The organism is Rhizobium sp. ARZ01, assembly GCF_014851675.1.
Lineage (GTDB): Bacteria > Pseudomonadota > Alphaproteobacteria > Rhizobiales > Rhizobiaceae > Mycoplana.
Genome location: NZ_JACVAE010000002.1, coordinates 267,159 through 283,129, shown reverse-complemented (window position 1 = coordinate 283,129; position 15,971 = coordinate 267,159). Strand labels below are relative to the sequence as shown.

The window sequence follows — 15,971 nt, the reverse complement described above, 5'->3', positions numbered from 1 at the left end:
CCTCTCGATGACTGTCCAACGTTAGCGAACGGGCGTGAACAGTTCCATGGAGCCGATGCCGCGGATCTCGTGAATGCCGAGTGACCGCAGATGGCGGGCCGTTTCCACCGCGGCGGAAGGGCCGATGCAGATGTCGGTGCCAAACACCTTGTTAGCCTCCTGCAGTCGCGCCGCAAGGTTCATCGCTTCGCCATGAGCAGTGTAATCGAGCCGGCCCCCGGTCCCGACCTCGCCCAGCACGACCAGGCCTGTTTCGATGCCGATCCGCGTGCGGCCGAAGGCTTCGGCGGCAAATTCCGGCCGCCGCCGGATTTCTTCCGTCAGGGCGTGGATCTCGAGCGCACAATCGATCGCCCTGTCGACGTGGTGCTCGAGGTCATCAGGGGCGTTGAACAGCGCGTTCACGGCGTCGCCGACGATCTTGTTGACCATGCCGCCGTGCCGCTCGACGAGCGCGTTGACCTCGCGGAAATAGACGTCCAGCAGCGGAACGAGCCGCTGCGGACCGATACGATGGGAGAGGGTGGAGAACCCTTCGATGTCGGTGAAGACGGCAGTCACCTGCCGCTCCTCGCCGGCCATGCGTTCCAGGCCCGGATTGTCGATGTAGCGCGAGACCACCTGCTCCGGCAGATACTGGGCGAAGCGCTGGCGGGCTGTCTGCTCGGCGCGGCGGACCCGTGAGAATTGCAGAACGCCCGTTACCAGCAACACAGAAGCCAGCGCCAGCACAATACTGACGGCGTCGACGAGAAGTCCCGTCTGCCAGTAGATCAGCGCAGCACCGGCGATGTTGGCCAACATAGCGACAAGGCCAAGGATGGCCGCTCTTGTAGGCCGCAGCCGTGTGACGGCAAGCGCAATACCGATTCCGGCCATCAAGGCGAAGCCGGTCTCCACAGCAATGAAGCGCCGATCCCTTGTCGGAATGAAGTTGGTCAGAATCGCGTTGGCGAGGTCAGCATGGATCTGCACGGAAGGCTCCAGCGGCATGGAGGCGCTGGCCCTCAAGCCGCCGAGAGTCGGCATGCTGCTGCCAATCAGCACAACCCTGCCATGGACACGTTCTGGTGCCACGGTGCCGCTCATCACGTCGATGGCAGACAGCGTGCGGCGTGCGATGTGTGCGGCGTCCGCAGCGACGAAACGCAGGCTTCCGCTCTCGTCCAGCGGAAGGACACGTGTGTCCTGCCGTAGCCACGCGGGCGCGCCACCGAGCACTGGCGTCCCCGCGCCTGCCGCGCGTCGTGCTGCCTCTACGCCCAGGGTCGGGTAGGCAGCATTCCTGATGATGGAATAGACCTGCACCCGGCGCACCCGCGCGTCCGCGTCGCCGACGAGAAAGGCCGAGGCTGCTGCTGCGGCGCGGTCCTGGAACATGGGGCAGGAGGTCTCCGCTCCCTCGATAAACCAGAGCTCCGGAACCGCTACGGGTCGCTGCACGGCAAGCGCCGGCACCGGGTTCGGCGCCGGAACAGGCCGGTCGCCGATCAGAAAGCCCAGAACAGTCGGAACCTTTCCGATTGCCTCGGCCAATGCGCGGTTTGCGGGATCGGTCGTGTCGCAATTCCTGCTGAAGACGAAATCGAGCGCGATGGCGAGAGGCTTCGCCGCAGCGAGCGTCGCAATCAACTGAGCGGTTTGCGCCCGACGCCAGTCCTCGCCGGGTGCCGCCTGGAATGACCGACGATCGATGTCGATGACGAGAAGCTTCTCGCTCTCCGGGGGCGGAACAGCCTGGGTCAACGCATCGAAGAAGAGTTCTCGCGGCCTTTCAAGCGCTTTTTCCGCCAGCGTGAGGATCAGCAGGGCACCGAGCAGGCTTGTCAGAATTCCGGCGAAAAGCGGCTTGGCGCGGATCGGTCGGAATTCAAGGGCCAAGGTTGCTACTCGTCTAGCGGCTCGGCAATGCCGAGTAGCCGGCCGATATGGCAGAAGATGATGCCGTCCGTACGACGGATCGCTCCTGCCTCCTCGAGCGTCAGGATGGATCGGTTGATCTTCGGCCGGCTTGCGCCGACGATGCTGGCGATCTCCGCCTGGCTCAGCGAAAGCTGCAGGTTGGCGCTTTCCGGCAGCTCGCTTCCGTGGATGTTGCGAAGCGTCGCCAGGAAGAAGCGGGCCACACGTGCGTCGAGGTCGTAGAGCGCAATGGTTTCTAGTTGCTCCGTCGTTTCGCGCAGCTTGGTGCAAAGATAGTGGATGATGGCCTGATAGGCCTGCGGATTGCGCGCCAATACCTCAAGGAAATCGCGCTTGCTGATGACGTAGCCTTCAGTTCCTGTCATGGCCGTGGCGTCGGCCGATCGCGGCTGGCCGTCGAGGATTGCCATTTCGCCGAAGATCGAGCCCGCCTCCAGGTGGCGCAGCGTCAGTTCCTTGCCCTGCGGGGTGATCAGCGAGATCTTGATGCGGCCGGAAACGACGACGATGAGGTAGCTGCCTTCGTCGCCACGCTGGAACAGTACGGTGCCCGCATTCCATTTGCGATAGCTCGCGATCGAGGCGACGTCTGCGATCGTCTCCTTGCTGAAGCCTTCGAAGATCGGAAACGAGCGCCAGAACGCCGGGCTCCTGCTGATCTCGTTCATGTGCTGTGCCCCCCGCTTGTGGCCGTAACTGCCGCCTATTTTTGGTAATCTTAAGGAATTCTTCCCGCACTGCGTAGTGGGTTGCAATAGAAAAGTCAGCAGTTGTATCGGCTGAATTACTCAAACTTTTCCCTGTCATTGTGCACAAAAATTGAACGATGTGTCCACTTCCTGCCGGGCTTGTGTAAACGAACCGTTCTGGTAAAAATTGCCGCAACGCAAATCCGCTGCAACCAGCCAGGAGCCCTTCATGTCTCAGAACGTCGTTGTCCTCATCGGACGCATCCTGCTTTCCGCCATGTTCATACTCGCCGGCTATCCCAAGCTGCTCGATCCCTCGGGCACCGCTGGCATGATCGCCAATGCCGGCATTCCGGCCGCTACCCTGCTCGCTTACCTTGCCGGCCTGTTTGAGCTCGTCGCCGGCATTTTCATCCTCGTCGGGTTCCAGACGAAGATCGCGGCCTACCTGCTTGCCGCCTTCAGCATTTTCACCGCGCTTGTCTTCCATAGCGGTTCGATCGCCGTTCCGGATTTCCCGGAAGGTGCAAATAACCTGCTGACGATGTTCAACGGCCTGATGATGATGAAGAACCTGACGATTGGCGGCGGTTTCCTCGTGCTGGCAGCCTTCGGCCCCGGCGCTCTCTCGGTCGATGCCCGTCTCGGCGTAACTGACGCAGTCAGGGCCTGACGCTTCTCCTCCCTCCAGTCCTGACCCTGCCTCCCTGGTTTTCCGGGGAGGTTTTTTGTTTCTGCAGGCTTGCGATAGCCGGATTATCTGGCGTCAGCCGCGTCTTGCTGCTATGCGCTCGGAAACCACCAGACAGGGAGAGACGCCATGTTTTCCAATTCGTTTCCGGATCGCGACACCATGGCGGAGCTTCTCGCCCGCATGCTCTGGGAGATCAAGGCGGTTCATTTCCGGCCCGAGGAGCCCTACAAGTTGGCCTCCGGCATGGCGAGCCCGGTCTATATCGACTGCCGTAAGCTGATCTCCTATCCACGCATCCGCTCGGCGGTGATGGATTTTGCCGCGGCCACGGTGCTGCGCGGCGCGGGCTTCGAGCAGTTCGACGTCGTTGCCGGCGGCGAGACGGCCGGTATCCCCTTCGCCGCCCTGCTTGCCGACAGGCTGGGTCTACCGATGATCTATGTCCGCAAGAAGCCGAAGGGTCATGGCCGCAACGCCCAGATCGAGGGGCACATGCCTGAAGGCGCGCGCGTATTGGTGATCGAGGACCTGACGACGGCCGGCGGCTCGATGTTCACCTTCATCGACGCCATCCGCGAAGCCGGTGGCGTGGTCAATCATGGCATGGCGCTGTTCTACTACGGGATCTTCCCCGAGGCCGAGGCACGGTTTGCCAATGGCAAGGTGAAGCTGCATCACATTGCCACCTGGCGCCACGTGCTCGCCGCCGCTCGCTCCGAAAAACTCTTCGACGAGGCGACGCTTGCCTCGGTCGAGGCCTTTCTCAATGCGCCGCTTCTGTGGTCGGCTGACCACGGTGGGGTGAGCGCGCTTCCGACCGCCTGATAAAATGGCGCTGGCGTTTTTCGCTGCCGTCGATTAAATCGATTGAAAGTTCAATCGGAGGAAGCTCATGATCCTGTGCTGTGGAGAGGCGCTGATCGACATGCTGCCGCGCACGTCGACGCTGGGAGAGGAAGCGTATGCGCCCTACGCGGGCGGGGCGATCTTCAATACGGCCATTGCACTCGGTCGTCTCGGCGTGCCGACCGCCTTTTTCACGGGTCTCTCCGACGATATGCTGGGTGACGTGCTGCGGAAGACGCTGTCCGCCAGCAACGTGGACTACAGCCCCTGTGCAACCCTCTCGCGGCCGACGACGGTCGCCTTCGTCAAGCTCGTCAACGGCCAGGCGACCTATGCCTTCTATGACGAAAACACCGCGGGACGCATGATCACAACGGAGAACCTGCCGGTACTTGGCGATTATTGCGAGGCGCTGCATTTCGGCGCCATCAGCCTCATTCCCGAGCCGTGCGGAACGACCTATGAGGCGCTGCTGGCACGCGAGCACGAGACGCGGGTGATCTCGCTGGACCCGAACATCCGCCCGGGCTTCATCAAGGACAAGCAGGGCCATCTGCAGCGGATCAATCGCATGGCCGCGCAGTCTGACATCATCAAGTTTTCCGACGAGGATCTCGACTGGTTCGGGATGCACGGCACCCATGAGGAACTTGCGGCCGAGTGGCTGAAGCGCGGGCCGAAGGTGGTGGTCATCACCAAGGGCGCAGACGGTGCCGACGGCTATACAAAGGATTGCAAAATTTCCGTTCTCGGCGAGAAGGTGACGGTCGTAGATACGATCGGCGCCGGCGACACGTTCGACGCCGGCATCCTAGCATCGCTGAAGCGCAATGATCTGCTGACAAAAGCAAAGGTGGCTTCGCTCTCCCAGGCGGCACTGCGCGATGCACTCGCGCTTGCCGCCAAGGCGGCCGCTGTCACAGTCTCCCGCGCCGGCGCCAATCCACCCTGGGCGAAGGAAATCGGGCTGTAAACTACCGCCTACCCTCGCCTTCGGCTTCTGACTGGGAGCGGGAAAAGGGCCCAGTAAGCCAATCAGGGCAGAAACAACCCGATGGCCTCTTACTTCGCCGCCTTCAGCAGGGTTGCCACAAGTCCGGCCGTGGACGAATCGTGCGCGGCTGCGCTCTCCTTGCCCTCGATCACCGGCAGCAGTCCCGTCGCCAGTTCCTTGCCGAGCTCCACGCCCCACTGGTCGAAGGAGTTGATGTTGAACAGCACGCCTTCGACGAAGACGCGGTGCTCGTAGAGCGCGATCAGGCGGCCCAAGGCAAACGGGGTCAGCTCGTCATAGACCATGGTGATCGACGGACGATTGCCGGGGAAGACGCGGTGCGGGGCGATCTTGTCGGCTTTCGCCTCGTCCATGCCCTTTGACGTCAGTTGCGCCTTTGCTTCGGCAAGCGTGCGCCCCTTCATCAGCGCCTCGGACTGCGCCAGGCAGTTCGCTATCAGCAGCTGGTGCTGGTGCCGGAGCTCCGGCTCATGGCCATTGGCGGCGATCATGAATTCGGCCGGGATGATGTCTGTACCCTGATGGATCAGCTGGTAGAACGCATGCTGGCCGTTGGTCCCGGGCTCGCCCCAGACAACAGGTCCCGTCGCGCCCTCGACCGGTTTGCTTTCCATCGTCACCGATTTGCCGTTCGATTCCATGTCGAGCTGCTGCAGGTAGGCCGGAAAGCGCGAAAGCCGCTGGTCGTAGGGCAGGATCGCGCGCGACGGATAGCCCAACACGTTGCGGTGGTAGTAGCCGATCAGCCCGAGCAGCATCGGAATGTTCTTGCGGATCGGTGCGTTACAGAAGTGATGGTCGATCGCATGGCCGCCCGCGAGGAAATTGGCGAAATCCTCACTGCCGATCGCGATCATCAGCGGCAGGCCGATGGCCGACCAGATCGAATAGCGTCCGCCGACCCAGTCCCAGAAGCCGAAGACGCGGTCCTCGGCGATACCGAAGGCAGCGACCTTGTCGAGTGCGGTGGAGACCGCGCAGAAATGGTGGCCGACGGCTGCTTCACCGAGTTTGCCGGCGATGAATTTTCGCGCCGTCTCGGCATTGGTCATCGTTTCGATTGTGGTGAAGGTCTTCGAGGCGACGATGAAGAGCGTCGTTTCGGCGTCGAGGTTCTTCAGCGTGTCGGCGATATGCGCGCCGTCGATATTGGAGACGAAATGCAGGCGCGGCCCGTCGTGATAGGGGGCGAGCGCCAGCGTCGCCATGACCGGGCCGAGATCGGAGCCGCCGATGCCGATGTTGACGACATCGGTAAATTTCTTGCCGGTCGCGCCGGCCAACGCGCTGGAGCGGATATCTTCGGCAAAGGCGCCCATCGCCTCGAGCACCGCGTTGATATCCGGCATGACGTCGCTGCCGTCCACCACAATAGGCGCATTGGCGCGGTTGCGAAGGGCTGTATGCAGGACGGCGCGATCCTCGGTGATGTTGATCTTCTCGCCGGCAAACATCGCGTCGCGCTTCTTTTCCACGCCTGCTTGCCTTGCCAACGCCTCCAGTCCGTCGAGCACGCGATCGTTGATCGCGCATTTGGAGTAGTCGAAGAGGAAGTTCTCCAGCGTGACGCTGAAGCGGGAGAAGCGGTACGGGTCCGCGGCGAAGGCAGCACGGATATTCGTGGCATCAGTGTCGGTGACGGTGGCTTTCAGCGTTTCGACAAGCGCGTTCATGGAGGGCTCCCTGCATCCGCTATATGGCTGGTGGCCATTAGCTAGTCGTTTTGGAGCACGCGAATCAAGGGCGCCGCACCGCTTTCAGGCGAAAGATGCTGCTTTTCAGTGGAGAGATTAAATCGATTTATTTTGAAATTGTGACCACTATGCTCGCAAATCCTTTCGCAGGATCTTGCCCACGTTCGATTTCGGTAACTCGCTACGGAATTCGATATAACGCGGCCGCTTGTAGTTGGTGAGGTTGGCCGCGCAGTGAGCCTTCACGTCTGCTTCCGTCAGCTCCGGGTCTCTCTTGACGACGAACAGCTTCACTGCCTCGCCCGAATGCTCGTCCGGCACGCCGATCGCGGCGCATTCGACGATGCCCGGGTGCGTCATTGCCACCTCTTCGACTTCGTTGGGGAAAACGTTGAAGCCGGAGACGAGGATCATGTCCTTCTTGCGGTCGACGATCTTGATCAGCCCCTTGTCGTTCATGAAGCCGACGTCACCGGTGCGGAAGTAGCCGTCCGATGTCATGACCTTGGCGGTCTCCTCTGGCCGTTGCCAATAGCCGGCCATCACCTGGGGGCCGCGGATGCAGATCTCGCCGATCTCGCCGAGCGGCAGCGGATTGCCCGCGTCGTCGCGGATGTCGACATCGGTGGAAGGGATCGGCATGCCGATCGTGCCGGTGAATTCTGTTGTGTCCAGCCGGTTTGCGGTCGCGACCGGGGAGGTCTCCGAAAGCCCATAGCCCTCGGCGATCGGGCAGCCGGTCATCTTCTGCCAGCGCTCGGCGACCGGCCGCTGCACGGACATGCCACCGCCGAAAGTCAGCGCCAGGTTCGAGAAGTCGAGCTTCCGAAAATCAGCATTGTTCATCAGCGCGTTGAACAGCGTGTTGAGGCCGGGAAAGACATTGGGCTTGTAAGTCGCCATGTCTTTCACGAGCGAGGGGATGTCGCGCGGGTTCGCAATCAGGACGTTGTTGGCCCCTGCCAGCAACCCGGCCAGCGAATTCACCGTCAGCGCGAAGATATGATAGAGCGGCAGCGCACAGAGGAAGACCAGTCGCTCCGGTCGGTGCTTGCCCAGGAAGGCGGTCTCCAGCCAGATACCCATCTGCTCCATGTTCGACAAGAGGTTCGAATGGGTAAGCATGGCACCCTTGGAAACGCCTGTCGTGCCGCCGGTATATTGCAGGAAGGCGATGTCGCTTCGCACGACCTTCGGGTCGGTCAGCTTGGTCGCCCCGCCTTTTGCGAGCACGGTGTTGAAGGCGTGATGGCCGGGCAGCGACCAGGTCGGGACGAGCTTCTTCACCTTGCGCACGACGAAATTGACGATGAGCCCCTTCAAGCCCAGCATGTCGCCCATGCTGCAGACGACGACGTCCTTGACATGGGTGCGGGCGACCACTTGCTGAACCGTGCAGGCAAAATTCTCCAGGACGAACAGCGCCTTGGCGCCGGAATCGTTCAGCTGGTGCTCCAGTTCGCGCGGCGTATAGAGCGGGTTGACGTTCACAACGGTGAAACCTGCTCGCAGGATGCCGTAGACCACGACCGGGTTCTGCAGAATGTTCGGCATCATGACAGCGACGCGATCGCCCTTCGTCAGGCCGCGCGACTGCAGCCAAGCCCCGATCTTTGCCGATTGCGCGCCGAGTTCACGGAACGTCATCGACTTGCCCATGCTGGTGAAGGCCGGGCGGTCGGCATGCTTCTCGCAATAGTGTATCAGGGCCGCGCCGATCGATTCGTAGGCCAGCGGCGGAATTTCAAAGGGTGTTCCTGGTGGGTAGGAGTCGAGCCAGACCCTGTTTGGGGAGGTGGCGGTCTGGTCCTTGACGGTTGCTGACATATTCGCGCTTCCTCCCTCGTCTTTTCGCTTGCATCTGCTGCCCCAAAACATGCGCCAGAATCGGTCCTCCCAACCTACCGGCGCGGCAAGCATGCTGCCTTTGAACTTTGGCTTCAAGCACAATCGCTAGCTTACATTGACGTAAACGTCAACATCGTATTCGCAGCGAGCCAGATGCTGTCCAGACCGCGGCATTGCAAGCGCTGAAGGAAAAGCGTCGTAGGCGGAGAAACTGGAAAAGCTTCGGCATGCGTGAAAGAATGACCTAAGAGAGGGCGAAGGAGAAAGCGATGAGGAAACTGCTCGTCATCTTGTCATCAGTCCTACTCGGCGCGTGCCTGTCCTCTGCCGGGCCGGTGCCAGCTTTGGCGATCGATGCGCTACGGTCACCCAACGACGCCACCCTTCTCGGGGGTGGGGACCCGGTGGACGTGTTCAATCGGGGGGGCGATCCCATCGACACGCTGCGCGGCGGTTCGCGATACCATCGCGGTTTTCTTGGCAGTCGTTTCTACCGGGATGGGTACTTTCGCTACAGGGATGGCTATTGGTACCCGCGGTCTGCGTTCAGCACGGGAGAATTGCTTGGCGATGTGACGGTGGGGCCGGGCGCACCCGTCTACGGCATGACTGCGGAGCAATGGTGTGCAAACCGCTATCGGAGCTACCGTCTCTCGGACAATACCTATCTGCCAAGAACCGGCGGTCCGCGCGTCCAGTGCATGCCGCAATAGGCATGCTCATGGCCGGTTTCCATAAAGGTTCCGCCGCAGTGGCGCATCAACGAATGTCCGATGACAGCTTCTGTTCCAAACCCAGGGTCGCGGACTTGAGTTATTTCGTCCCTTGTACAGGCGCGATGTGAGCTATTCGAAGCCTCATCGTAGGGCGAAAAGGCGTGAAGTCGTATTTGGCGGAAAATAAACTTCCATGCGAAAGCAGGTTCTTACCGGCTGTTTTCAGGCAAGAAAGCTCAGAGGCTGGTTCGCTCCATTGCCAAATTAGAAATTGCGCCTATATTTCCTCAATCGACCATTGCTTGTGACGTCGTTCCTGAGCGAGTACGCTCCCGACGGATTTCCTCTCAAAAATCGATCTCATCCCGCAAGGTATCGCGGGAACCACAACGATTGCTTCGAAAGGAAATCGTTATGAATTCTGGAACCGTGAAGTGGTTCAATGCAACCAAGGGCTTTGGCTTCATTCAGCCGGACGACGGCAGCACGGACGTTTTCGTTCATATCTCCGCCGTTGAGCGCGCAGGCATGCGTTCGCTGAACGATGGCCAGAAGGTCCGGTACGACATTGTGCAGGACCGGAAGTCGGGCAAAAGCTCCGCCGACAACCTTCAGGCGGTGTGAATTTGTCGTTCGCTCTCGCTGACCACGGATGTACTGGCAGCAGAGATGAGTGACTGTAGAGGTCGGGTTCACGCCCGGCCTTTTGTTTTTATGGTCATGGGAGCTCTCATGCCTAAATACCGTTATCAACCAGGGGACACCTTGAAAGCTCGGGTGCTTGGAAGCGCCCAGCCGGAAGGCTCGGGACGAATTGTGTCCGAACTGCCCGAAACGCACGGATCGGTCCGATACAGAGTCCGGTTTCAGAATGAGAATTTCGCACGAAGCATGAGCCAGGATGAAATCGATCCTGCTATGTCGCCGGAACGCGCCGGTGATGCACACATCGCGTCGTCGTCAGATGGTGAACCGAGCTGGATCAATCCAGATAGCTGGATCAATCCAAATGCAATCAGGATCAGGAAATAGCAGTTCCGGCTGCGTCAGGAGAAGCTTTGCAAGTAATCGTCAGGGACAATAATATCGAACAGGCCATTCGCGTCTTGAAGAAGTTGATGCAGCGTGAAGGGCTATTCCGGGAAATGCGTGCGCGCAGCACCTATGAAAAACCCTCCGAAAAGCGCGCGCGTGAAAAGGCGGAAGGAATCCGGCGTTCCCGCAAGCTCGCGCGTAAGAAGGCACAGCGCGAAGGTTTGTTGCCTGCCCCTAAAAGGAAAGTGGCAGTGAGGCCGCGCTGAAGATGGCGCCGCGACCAGTGCATACAGAATAGGGAGGAAAGCATGGCGGTGACAAAGGAGCAGTTTTTCAAGCCAGCTAAGGCCTCGGCACAAGACAAGGCCGCACAAACACATACAGTTGCCCAGAGCATCGTTGCCGCCGAAGCTGCCGCACGAGCAAAGAAGACCGAAAGGCTTCGCGCGCTTCGCCTCGCCCAACTGTTGAACGCTCCAAGCCAGCATGGTTCAAAGAAGCGGGTTTAGAGCGGGTATTTCACTGCGGTTTTGAAAGTGCCGCCCTGACTTCCACAAAGGCCCATAAGTGCGGATCGGTCTGCTCTGCGCCGATGATCGCTTTGGCGGCGCGAAGTGGACCATGTGTTCTGCGCAAGGCTATCTGCCACCGGCCCATGGTGCTGTCGCCCCGCTCAGCGGATATCTGCCGTGATGATCTGGTCCATGGGAACGTCGTGCGGCTGGGGATGGATCGTGGCGATCGCCTGCGAGCCGTAGCCGACCCCGATAGCCAACGGCTTTTCGCGCAAGGCGGCAAGCGTGCGATCGAAGAAGCCGCCGCCGTAGCCGAGTCGGTAGCGGGCAGGGTCGAACCCGACCACCGGGGCGATCACGATATCCGGGTCGGCCGCAATTCCATCCACGGGCATCGGGATATTCCAGACGCCGCGTTCCAGTCGTTCGCCGGGTCGCCAACTGCGGAAAAGCAGTGGCTGCCGTTTCTCGACAACGATCGGCAGCAGCGCCATGCCGCCACCCGCCCAGATTTCCTCGATCCAGGGCCGCAGATCCGGCTCGCCGCGGAAGGGCCAGTAAAGGCTGATACGTCGGCCGCGAACATCGCCGACCACTTCGCGCAGTCGCTCAAGGATGCTCGCCGCCGCTCGTGTGCGACTTTCAGCCGAATGGGCGAGCCGCTGTGCGATCAGCCTTTCCCGCTCCTGTTTCCTCCAGCCGACGACGCCGCCGAACGGCGGGGCTATATCTGTCTCCGGCACAGCATCGACTCCGGACGGCGTTGATGAAGCTGCACCAACGTGGCTGCTTTCCCTGTCATGCATCGCGGTCTCCCGATGAGCACTGCGGCCATTGTGCCGGACACGAACCCTGCAATCCCCCCTATGTGCGGCAAGAGCGGTCGCAATCAGTGGTTCCATTGGTTCGCATCGGCAAGAGGGCTGCACCGCAAGAGGAGCAAAAAAAATAGCGGGCACGCAAGGTTTTGTTTGCCCTGACACAAGACGCTGTTATCACGGTATTCAGGCGATGCGGCTCTAAATGCGCAAGAAACAGCGAGCGGCATCGGCAAGGAGGAATAGGTGCATCAGCCCGAACTGCGCAATATGCGCTCCGAGCCCCGGTTGCTCGGATCTGCACGGCCGACCAGCGTCGCGCTGATCTCCCCGATCTCGGCCGCCCGCTGGCTGCTTTTCCTCATCATCATCGCCGGCATCTATTTCTTCCATGGCTTCGTCGTTCCGGTGCTTGCTGCGCTCGTGATCGCCACGGCGAGCTGGCCGCTCTTCTGCCGTCTCCGGCAAGCCATCGGCGACAGCCGGACGCTGGCAGCTGCGATCGCCATTCTCCTGATCCTCGGCTTCATCGTCGTGCCGCTCATGTATGCGATTACCTACGCCTTCCAGGAGGTGCGCGAATGGATCGGCTGGGCGGTAGCAACCAACAAGACAGGCGCACCGGTGCCGGACTGGATCCGCGCCCTTCCGGTTGTCGGTGAGTGGATGGCGAAACAGTGGACGGACCTCCTGGATCACCCAGGCGCGATCGGCGAACTGACCCAGATCATCAGCGGCGCGAACATCGGCAACATCTACCGCGTGGCGCTTGCCGCGAGCGGGGCGGCATTTCACCTGTTGCTAACGATGTTGTTCATGCTGATTGCGCTGTTCTTCATCTATCGCGACGGCGAGACGTTCATGGCGCAAGTGGACGGGATCGGCGAGCGCATTCTGCCGATGCGCTGGGGGCGCATCTCCCGCATCGTGCCAGCAACGATCAGTTCGACCGTCACCGGTATGACGCTGATCGCCATCGGCGAGGGTATCGTGCTCGGCATCGCCTATTGGATCGCCGGCGTTCCCTCCGCGGTCACGCTCGGCGTTCTGACCGGCCTGATGGCGCTCTTTCCCGGAGGCGCGCCGCTCTCGTTCACACTGGTCTCGATCTACCTGATCTCCAGCGGCTCGCCGTTTGCCGGTGTCGCCCTCTTCCTCTGGGGATCAGTCGAACTTTTCATCGTCGACAAGACGCTGCGTCCGAAGCTGGTCGGTGGCCCGATCAAGTTGCCGTTCCTTCCGACCTTCTTCGGCCTGATCGGCGGCGTCAAGACGATGGGTTTCCTCGGGCTCTTCATCGGCCCCGTGTTGATGGCGCTCCTGGTCGCCATCTGGCGCGAATGGGTACGCGAGGTGGAGCTGACCGACGAGAACGCTCCGGTTGTCGAGAAGCGAGCGGCCGAGTAAGGGCGATCACGGTCGGCCGCGAAAAGCGCCGAACGTTCAGGGAGTGGCCCAAAGGGAACCGGCGGACAGCTTTTGCACCGCAAACAACGACGGTCGACCCGCATGCTTCCAGGTGACCATACTCAGGAGAGCGGGGGCGTCGCTGCCGGGCGCGGTACTAAAGCGCCGCGCCTCTGGCTTCCGATCGACGAACCCTGCGACGTCGGGGTGTTAAAGAATGAAATCGGTTGCTTTCATCGCAAGGCTTAGGTCTAGCACGATGGAAAAATCGGCTTTGCCGTCGCCGTTGATGTCACCGGAGACGTAGGTGTCGCCGGATTTGATCTCATAGCGAAGCTCGCCGGCCGTTTTGTGGAACGCCTGCGTGCCGATGAATTTGAAAGCCTGATCGCCGCCGGCCTTGATGCTGGAATCAATCGATTTCAGGTCGATCCTGTCCCCGGCCACCCGCGAGAAGTCCTTGATGACATCGCGGCCCAATGAATCGACCGTACTGTCCTTGATGCCTTTGAAGACGAACGTGTCCTTGCCGGTCCCACCCGAAAGCGTATCCTTCCCAAGGCCGCCATAAATCGTGTCGAAACCATCTCCCGCGGCGATAATATCGTTGCCGTCGTCGCCTTGGAGAAAATCGTTGCCGGCATCGCCGTTCAACGTGTCATTGCCTTTGCCGCCATAGAGCTTGTCGTGATCGGTGCCGCCGTTGAATTTGTCGTTGTCGATGCCGCCGCGCAGCGTGTCGCTGCCTGCGCGGCCGAAAATAGTTCCCGTCAACCGGCCGCTCGTGCCATTGTAGCTGTCGGCGGCTTCCGTGAAATCGATATCGCCAACAATGCGTCCCGTGTTGGTAATGGTGACGATCCCCGTCGAATTACTGCCTTTCAGCGCTCGATCCTCGGATGTAATGAGCCCGGTGTTCAAAATCTCGAGAGTTTCCGATCCACCAGGGCTTCGCAGAATTGCGATCTGATCAGCTTCGATGGTTCCACGATTGAAGACGACCGACTTGGTAGCTCCGGCGGTCCCGAAACCGATAAAGACGCCAAAGTCCTCACCCCAGATTGTTCCTCTGTTATCGAGCTTGGCATTTGTGCCGCCGATGGCAATTGCAGCGCGTCCCAAGCCAAACCCATAGGCGCTGCCCGTCGAGTTGATGACCACGTGATTGTTGGATGTGCTTGTGCCTGTAATTGATGAAATGTCGATAGCGCGGGATCCTGTTACCATCCCGTTGACCACGACCGAGTGGTCGGATCCAGTGGCATTTATCGCGTCGGTGTCAGTCGAACCGACGACGACACCAACTGCTACAATTGCGTCATCTGTCGTGCCGAGATTACCACGGACGCCGCTGGCGACGTCCGTCGTGCCGAAAACTCGAAGTGCCATGCTTCTGCCCCTGAGTTGGTTGTAGAACTCGCATGGCAAGCGTATTAGATGTAATTAGTTTTCGCAACCTAATCAAAATGCGCTGAAACAGGGGCGTGATTTCCGCCGCTAGGCTGATTGCTAGTGATTTCAGTGTGTATTCAAGAACCAGGCTAAATGCTTGATTTTATGGTGCCGCTTACGTGACTCGAACACGTGACCCCATCATTACGAATGATGTGCTCTACCGACTGAGCTAAAGCGGCCCGCATCGGCCCTCGAAGTGTCGCGGGCCGGAATGTGTGGGGCTGATAACCGCATTGCGCGGAGATTTCAAGTCATCTGTTTGCTATTTGGCGCTTTTTCGAACCGAGTAGGGTTTTAGGTCCTGTCAAAGTGCGGCGAGGCGGGCGTGGGCGGCCCGGTATTCGCCTTCCAGGCGCGCGACAAGTGCTTCAGTCGTGGTAATTTCCTTCACTGCGCCGATGCCTTGGCCGCAACCCCAGATGTCCTTCCAGGCCTTCGCGCCGTTTTCCGTCTTCTCGAAATCCATCTTGCTCAGGTCTGCCTCGGGCAGGTTGTCCGGATCCAGTCCGGCGGCCCGGATCGATGACCTGAGGTAGTTGCCGTGGACGCCGGTGAAGTAGTTCGAATAGACGATATCTGCCGCGCTGCCGTCGACGATGGCCTGCTTGTAGGCGTCGCTGGCGCGGGCCTCGGCCGTGGCGATAAATGGAGAGCCTATATAGGCCATGTCTGCGCCCATAGCCTGGGCGGCGAGGATCGCGCCACCGGTCGCGATAGCGCCCGACAGCAGCAGTGGTCCGTCGAACCACGCGCGGATCTCCTGGACGAGCGCGAAGGGCGACAGCGTGCCGGCATGTCCGCCGGCACCGGCGGCGACCGCGACCAGGCCGTCCGCTCCCTTGCGGATGGCGGAATTGGCGTGGCGGTTGTTGATCACGTCGTGCAGCACGATGCCGCCATAGGAGTGGATCGCAGCGTTGACCTCCGGCACTGCCCCCAGCGACGAGATGACGATCGGGACCTTGTATTTCACGCACATCATCAGGTCGTGCTCGAGCCGCCTGTTGGACTTGTGGACGATCTGGTTGACGGCAAACGGCGCCGCGCGGCGGTCCGGATGCTTCGCATCATGGTCTCGCAGGCCTTCGGTAATCTCGGCAAGCCACTCGTCCAGCTGCGATTCCGGTCGCGCGTTCAGTGCTGGGAACGTGCCGACCACGCCAGCCTTGCATTGCGCCAGGGTTAGCGCGGGATGCGATATGATGAAGAGCGGCGAAGCGACGACGGGCAGTCGCAGATTGTCGCGCAGGACGGCGGGCAAGGTCATGGTCGGTCCCAAATTCATTAACGTTTACGAAAACGTAAGAAGCCTAGCA

The 15,971-nt window shown here is 60.5% G+C and carries 16 protein-coding genes and 1 tRNA gene; 9 read left to right on the top strand and 8 right to left on the bottom strand.

The features are described from left to right. Window positions 1-21: 21 nt before the first annotated feature. Both IB238_RS15480 and IB238_RS15475 read right to left on the bottom strand, forming a co-directional pair. On the bottom strand, window positions 22-1,881 hold the full coding sequence (locus IB238_RS15480) for a CHASE2 domain-containing protein (RefSeq protein ID WP_210333588.1): 1,860 nt from the start codon (window positions 1,879-1,881) through the stop codon (window positions 22-24). Between the two features lie 5 nt (window positions 1,882-1,886). Continuing rightward, complete coding sequence (locus tag IB238_RS15475) at window positions 1,887-2,591, bottom strand: Crp/Fnr family transcriptional regulator (RefSeq protein ID WP_192248570.1); 705 nt, start codon at window positions 2,589-2,591, stop codon at window positions 1,887-1,889. A gap of 250 nt (window positions 2,592-2,841) precedes the next feature. Here IB238_RS15475 and IB238_RS15470 point away from each other — a divergent pair, with 250 nt between their 5' ends. The 3 genes from IB238_RS15470 (at window position 2,842) to IB238_RS15460 (ending at window position 5,125) form a co-directional block, all read left to right on the top strand. After that, window positions 2,842-3,285 carry a DoxX family protein gene (locus tag IB238_RS15470; protein WP_192248567.1) on the top strand — a complete coding sequence of 148 codons (444 nt, stop codon included), beginning with the start codon at window positions 2,842-2,844 and terminating at the stop codon, window positions 3,283-3,285. A gap of 147 nt (window positions 3,286-3,432) precedes the next feature. Further along, window positions 3,433-4,131 (top strand): orotate phosphoribosyltransferase, encoded by a 699-nt coding sequence (locus tag IB238_RS15465; RefSeq protein ID WP_192248564.1) that lies wholly within the window; start codon window positions 3,433-3,435, stop codon window positions 4,129-4,131. Between the two features lie 67 nt (window positions 4,132-4,198). Next, entirely contained in the window at window positions 4,199-5,125 is a 927-nt protein-coding gene (locus IB238_RS15460) for a carbohydrate kinase (RefSeq protein WP_192248561.1), read from the top strand. Between the two features lie 89 nt (window positions 5,126-5,214). Here the strand turns inward: IB238_RS15460 and pgi are convergent, their stop codons facing one another. Both pgi and IB238_RS15450 read right to left on the bottom strand, forming a co-directional pair. Then, window positions 5,215-6,840 carry a glucose-6-phosphate isomerase gene (gene pgi / locus IB238_RS15455; RefSeq protein ID WP_192248558.1) on the bottom strand — a complete coding sequence of 542 codons (1,626 nt, stop codon included), beginning with the start codon at window positions 6,838-6,840 and terminating at the stop codon, window positions 5,215-5,217. Between the two features lie 147 nt (window positions 6,841-6,987). Beyond that, a complete protein-coding gene (locus IB238_RS15450) occupies window positions 6,988-8,688 on the bottom strand; it encodes a long-chain-fatty-acid--CoA ligase (protein ID WP_192248554.1) in 1,701 nt (566 codons plus the stop codon). A 290-nt stretch (window positions 8,689-8,978) separates the two neighbouring features. Here IB238_RS15450 and IB238_RS15445 point away from each other — a divergent pair, with 290 nt between their 5' ends. The 5 genes from IB238_RS15445 to IB238_RS15425 all read left to right on the top strand — a co-directional run bounded on the left by IB238_RS15445 (window position 8,979) and on the right by IB238_RS15425 (window position 10,969). Continuing rightward, complete coding sequence (locus IB238_RS15445; RefSeq protein ID WP_192248551.1) at window positions 8,979-9,422, top strand: BA14K family protein; 444 nt, start codon at window positions 8,979-8,981, stop codon at window positions 9,420-9,422. Between the two features lie 417 nt (window positions 9,423-9,839). Next, window positions 9,840-10,049 carry a cold-shock protein gene (locus IB238_RS15440; RefSeq protein WP_192248548.1) on the top strand — a complete coding sequence of 70 codons (210 nt, stop codon included), beginning with the start codon at window positions 9,840-9,842 and terminating at the stop codon, window positions 10,047-10,049. A gap of 108 nt (window positions 10,050-10,157) precedes the next feature. Beyond that, entirely contained in the window at window positions 10,158-10,457 is a 300-nt protein-coding gene (locus IB238_RS15435) for a cold-shock protein (protein ID WP_192248545.1), read from the top strand. 26 nt (window positions 10,458-10,483) lie between these two features. Beyond that, on the top strand, window positions 10,484-10,726 hold the full coding sequence (rpsU, locus tag IB238_RS15430) for a 30S ribosomal protein S21 (protein WP_192248542.1): 243 nt from the start codon (window positions 10,484-10,486) through the stop codon (window positions 10,724-10,726). 42 nt (window positions 10,727-10,768) lie between these two features. Then, window positions 10,769-10,969, top strand: a complete 201-nt coding sequence (locus IB238_RS15425) for a hypothetical protein (protein WP_192248540.1) — start codon at window positions 10,769-10,771, stop codon at window positions 10,967-10,969. Window positions 10,970-11,133: 164 nt separating this feature from the next. Here the strand turns inward: IB238_RS15425 and IB238_RS15420 are convergent, their stop codons facing one another. Beyond that, window positions 11,134-11,718 carry a 5-formyltetrahydrofolate cyclo-ligase gene (locus IB238_RS15420; protein ID WP_348648255.1) on the bottom strand — a complete coding sequence of 195 codons (585 nt, stop codon included), beginning with the start codon at window positions 11,716-11,718 and terminating at the stop codon, window positions 11,134-11,136. Between the two features lie 345 nt (window positions 11,719-12,063). Here IB238_RS15420 and IB238_RS15415 point away from each other — a divergent pair, with 345 nt between their 5' ends. Next, window positions 12,064-13,200, top strand: coding sequence for an AI-2E family transporter (locus IB238_RS15415; protein WP_192249681.1), 1,137 nt, complete (start codon window positions 12,064-12,066; stop codon window positions 13,198-13,200). A 210-nt stretch (window positions 13,201-13,410) separates the two neighbouring features. Here IB238_RS15415 and IB238_RS15410 read toward each other — a convergent pair whose 3' ends face one another. The 3 genes from IB238_RS15410 to IB238_RS15400 all read right to left on the bottom strand — a co-directional run bounded on the left by IB238_RS15410 (window position 13,411) and on the right by IB238_RS15400 (window position 15,922). Beyond that, window positions 13,411-14,589 (bottom strand): hypothetical protein, encoded by a 1,179-nt coding sequence (locus IB238_RS15410; protein WP_192248534.1) that lies wholly within the window; start codon window positions 14,587-14,589, stop codon window positions 13,411-13,413. 169 nt (window positions 14,590-14,758) lie between these two features. Next, window positions 14,759-14,834: transfer RNA gene (locus tag IB238_RS15405), tRNA-Thr, on the bottom strand. A gap of 125 nt (window positions 14,835-14,959) precedes the next feature. Continuing rightward, window positions 14,960-15,922 (bottom strand): nitronate monooxygenase family protein, encoded by a 963-nt coding sequence (locus tag IB238_RS15400; protein WP_192248531.1) that lies wholly within the window; start codon window positions 15,920-15,922, stop codon window positions 14,960-14,962. Window positions 15,923-15,971: the final 49 nt, after the last annotated feature.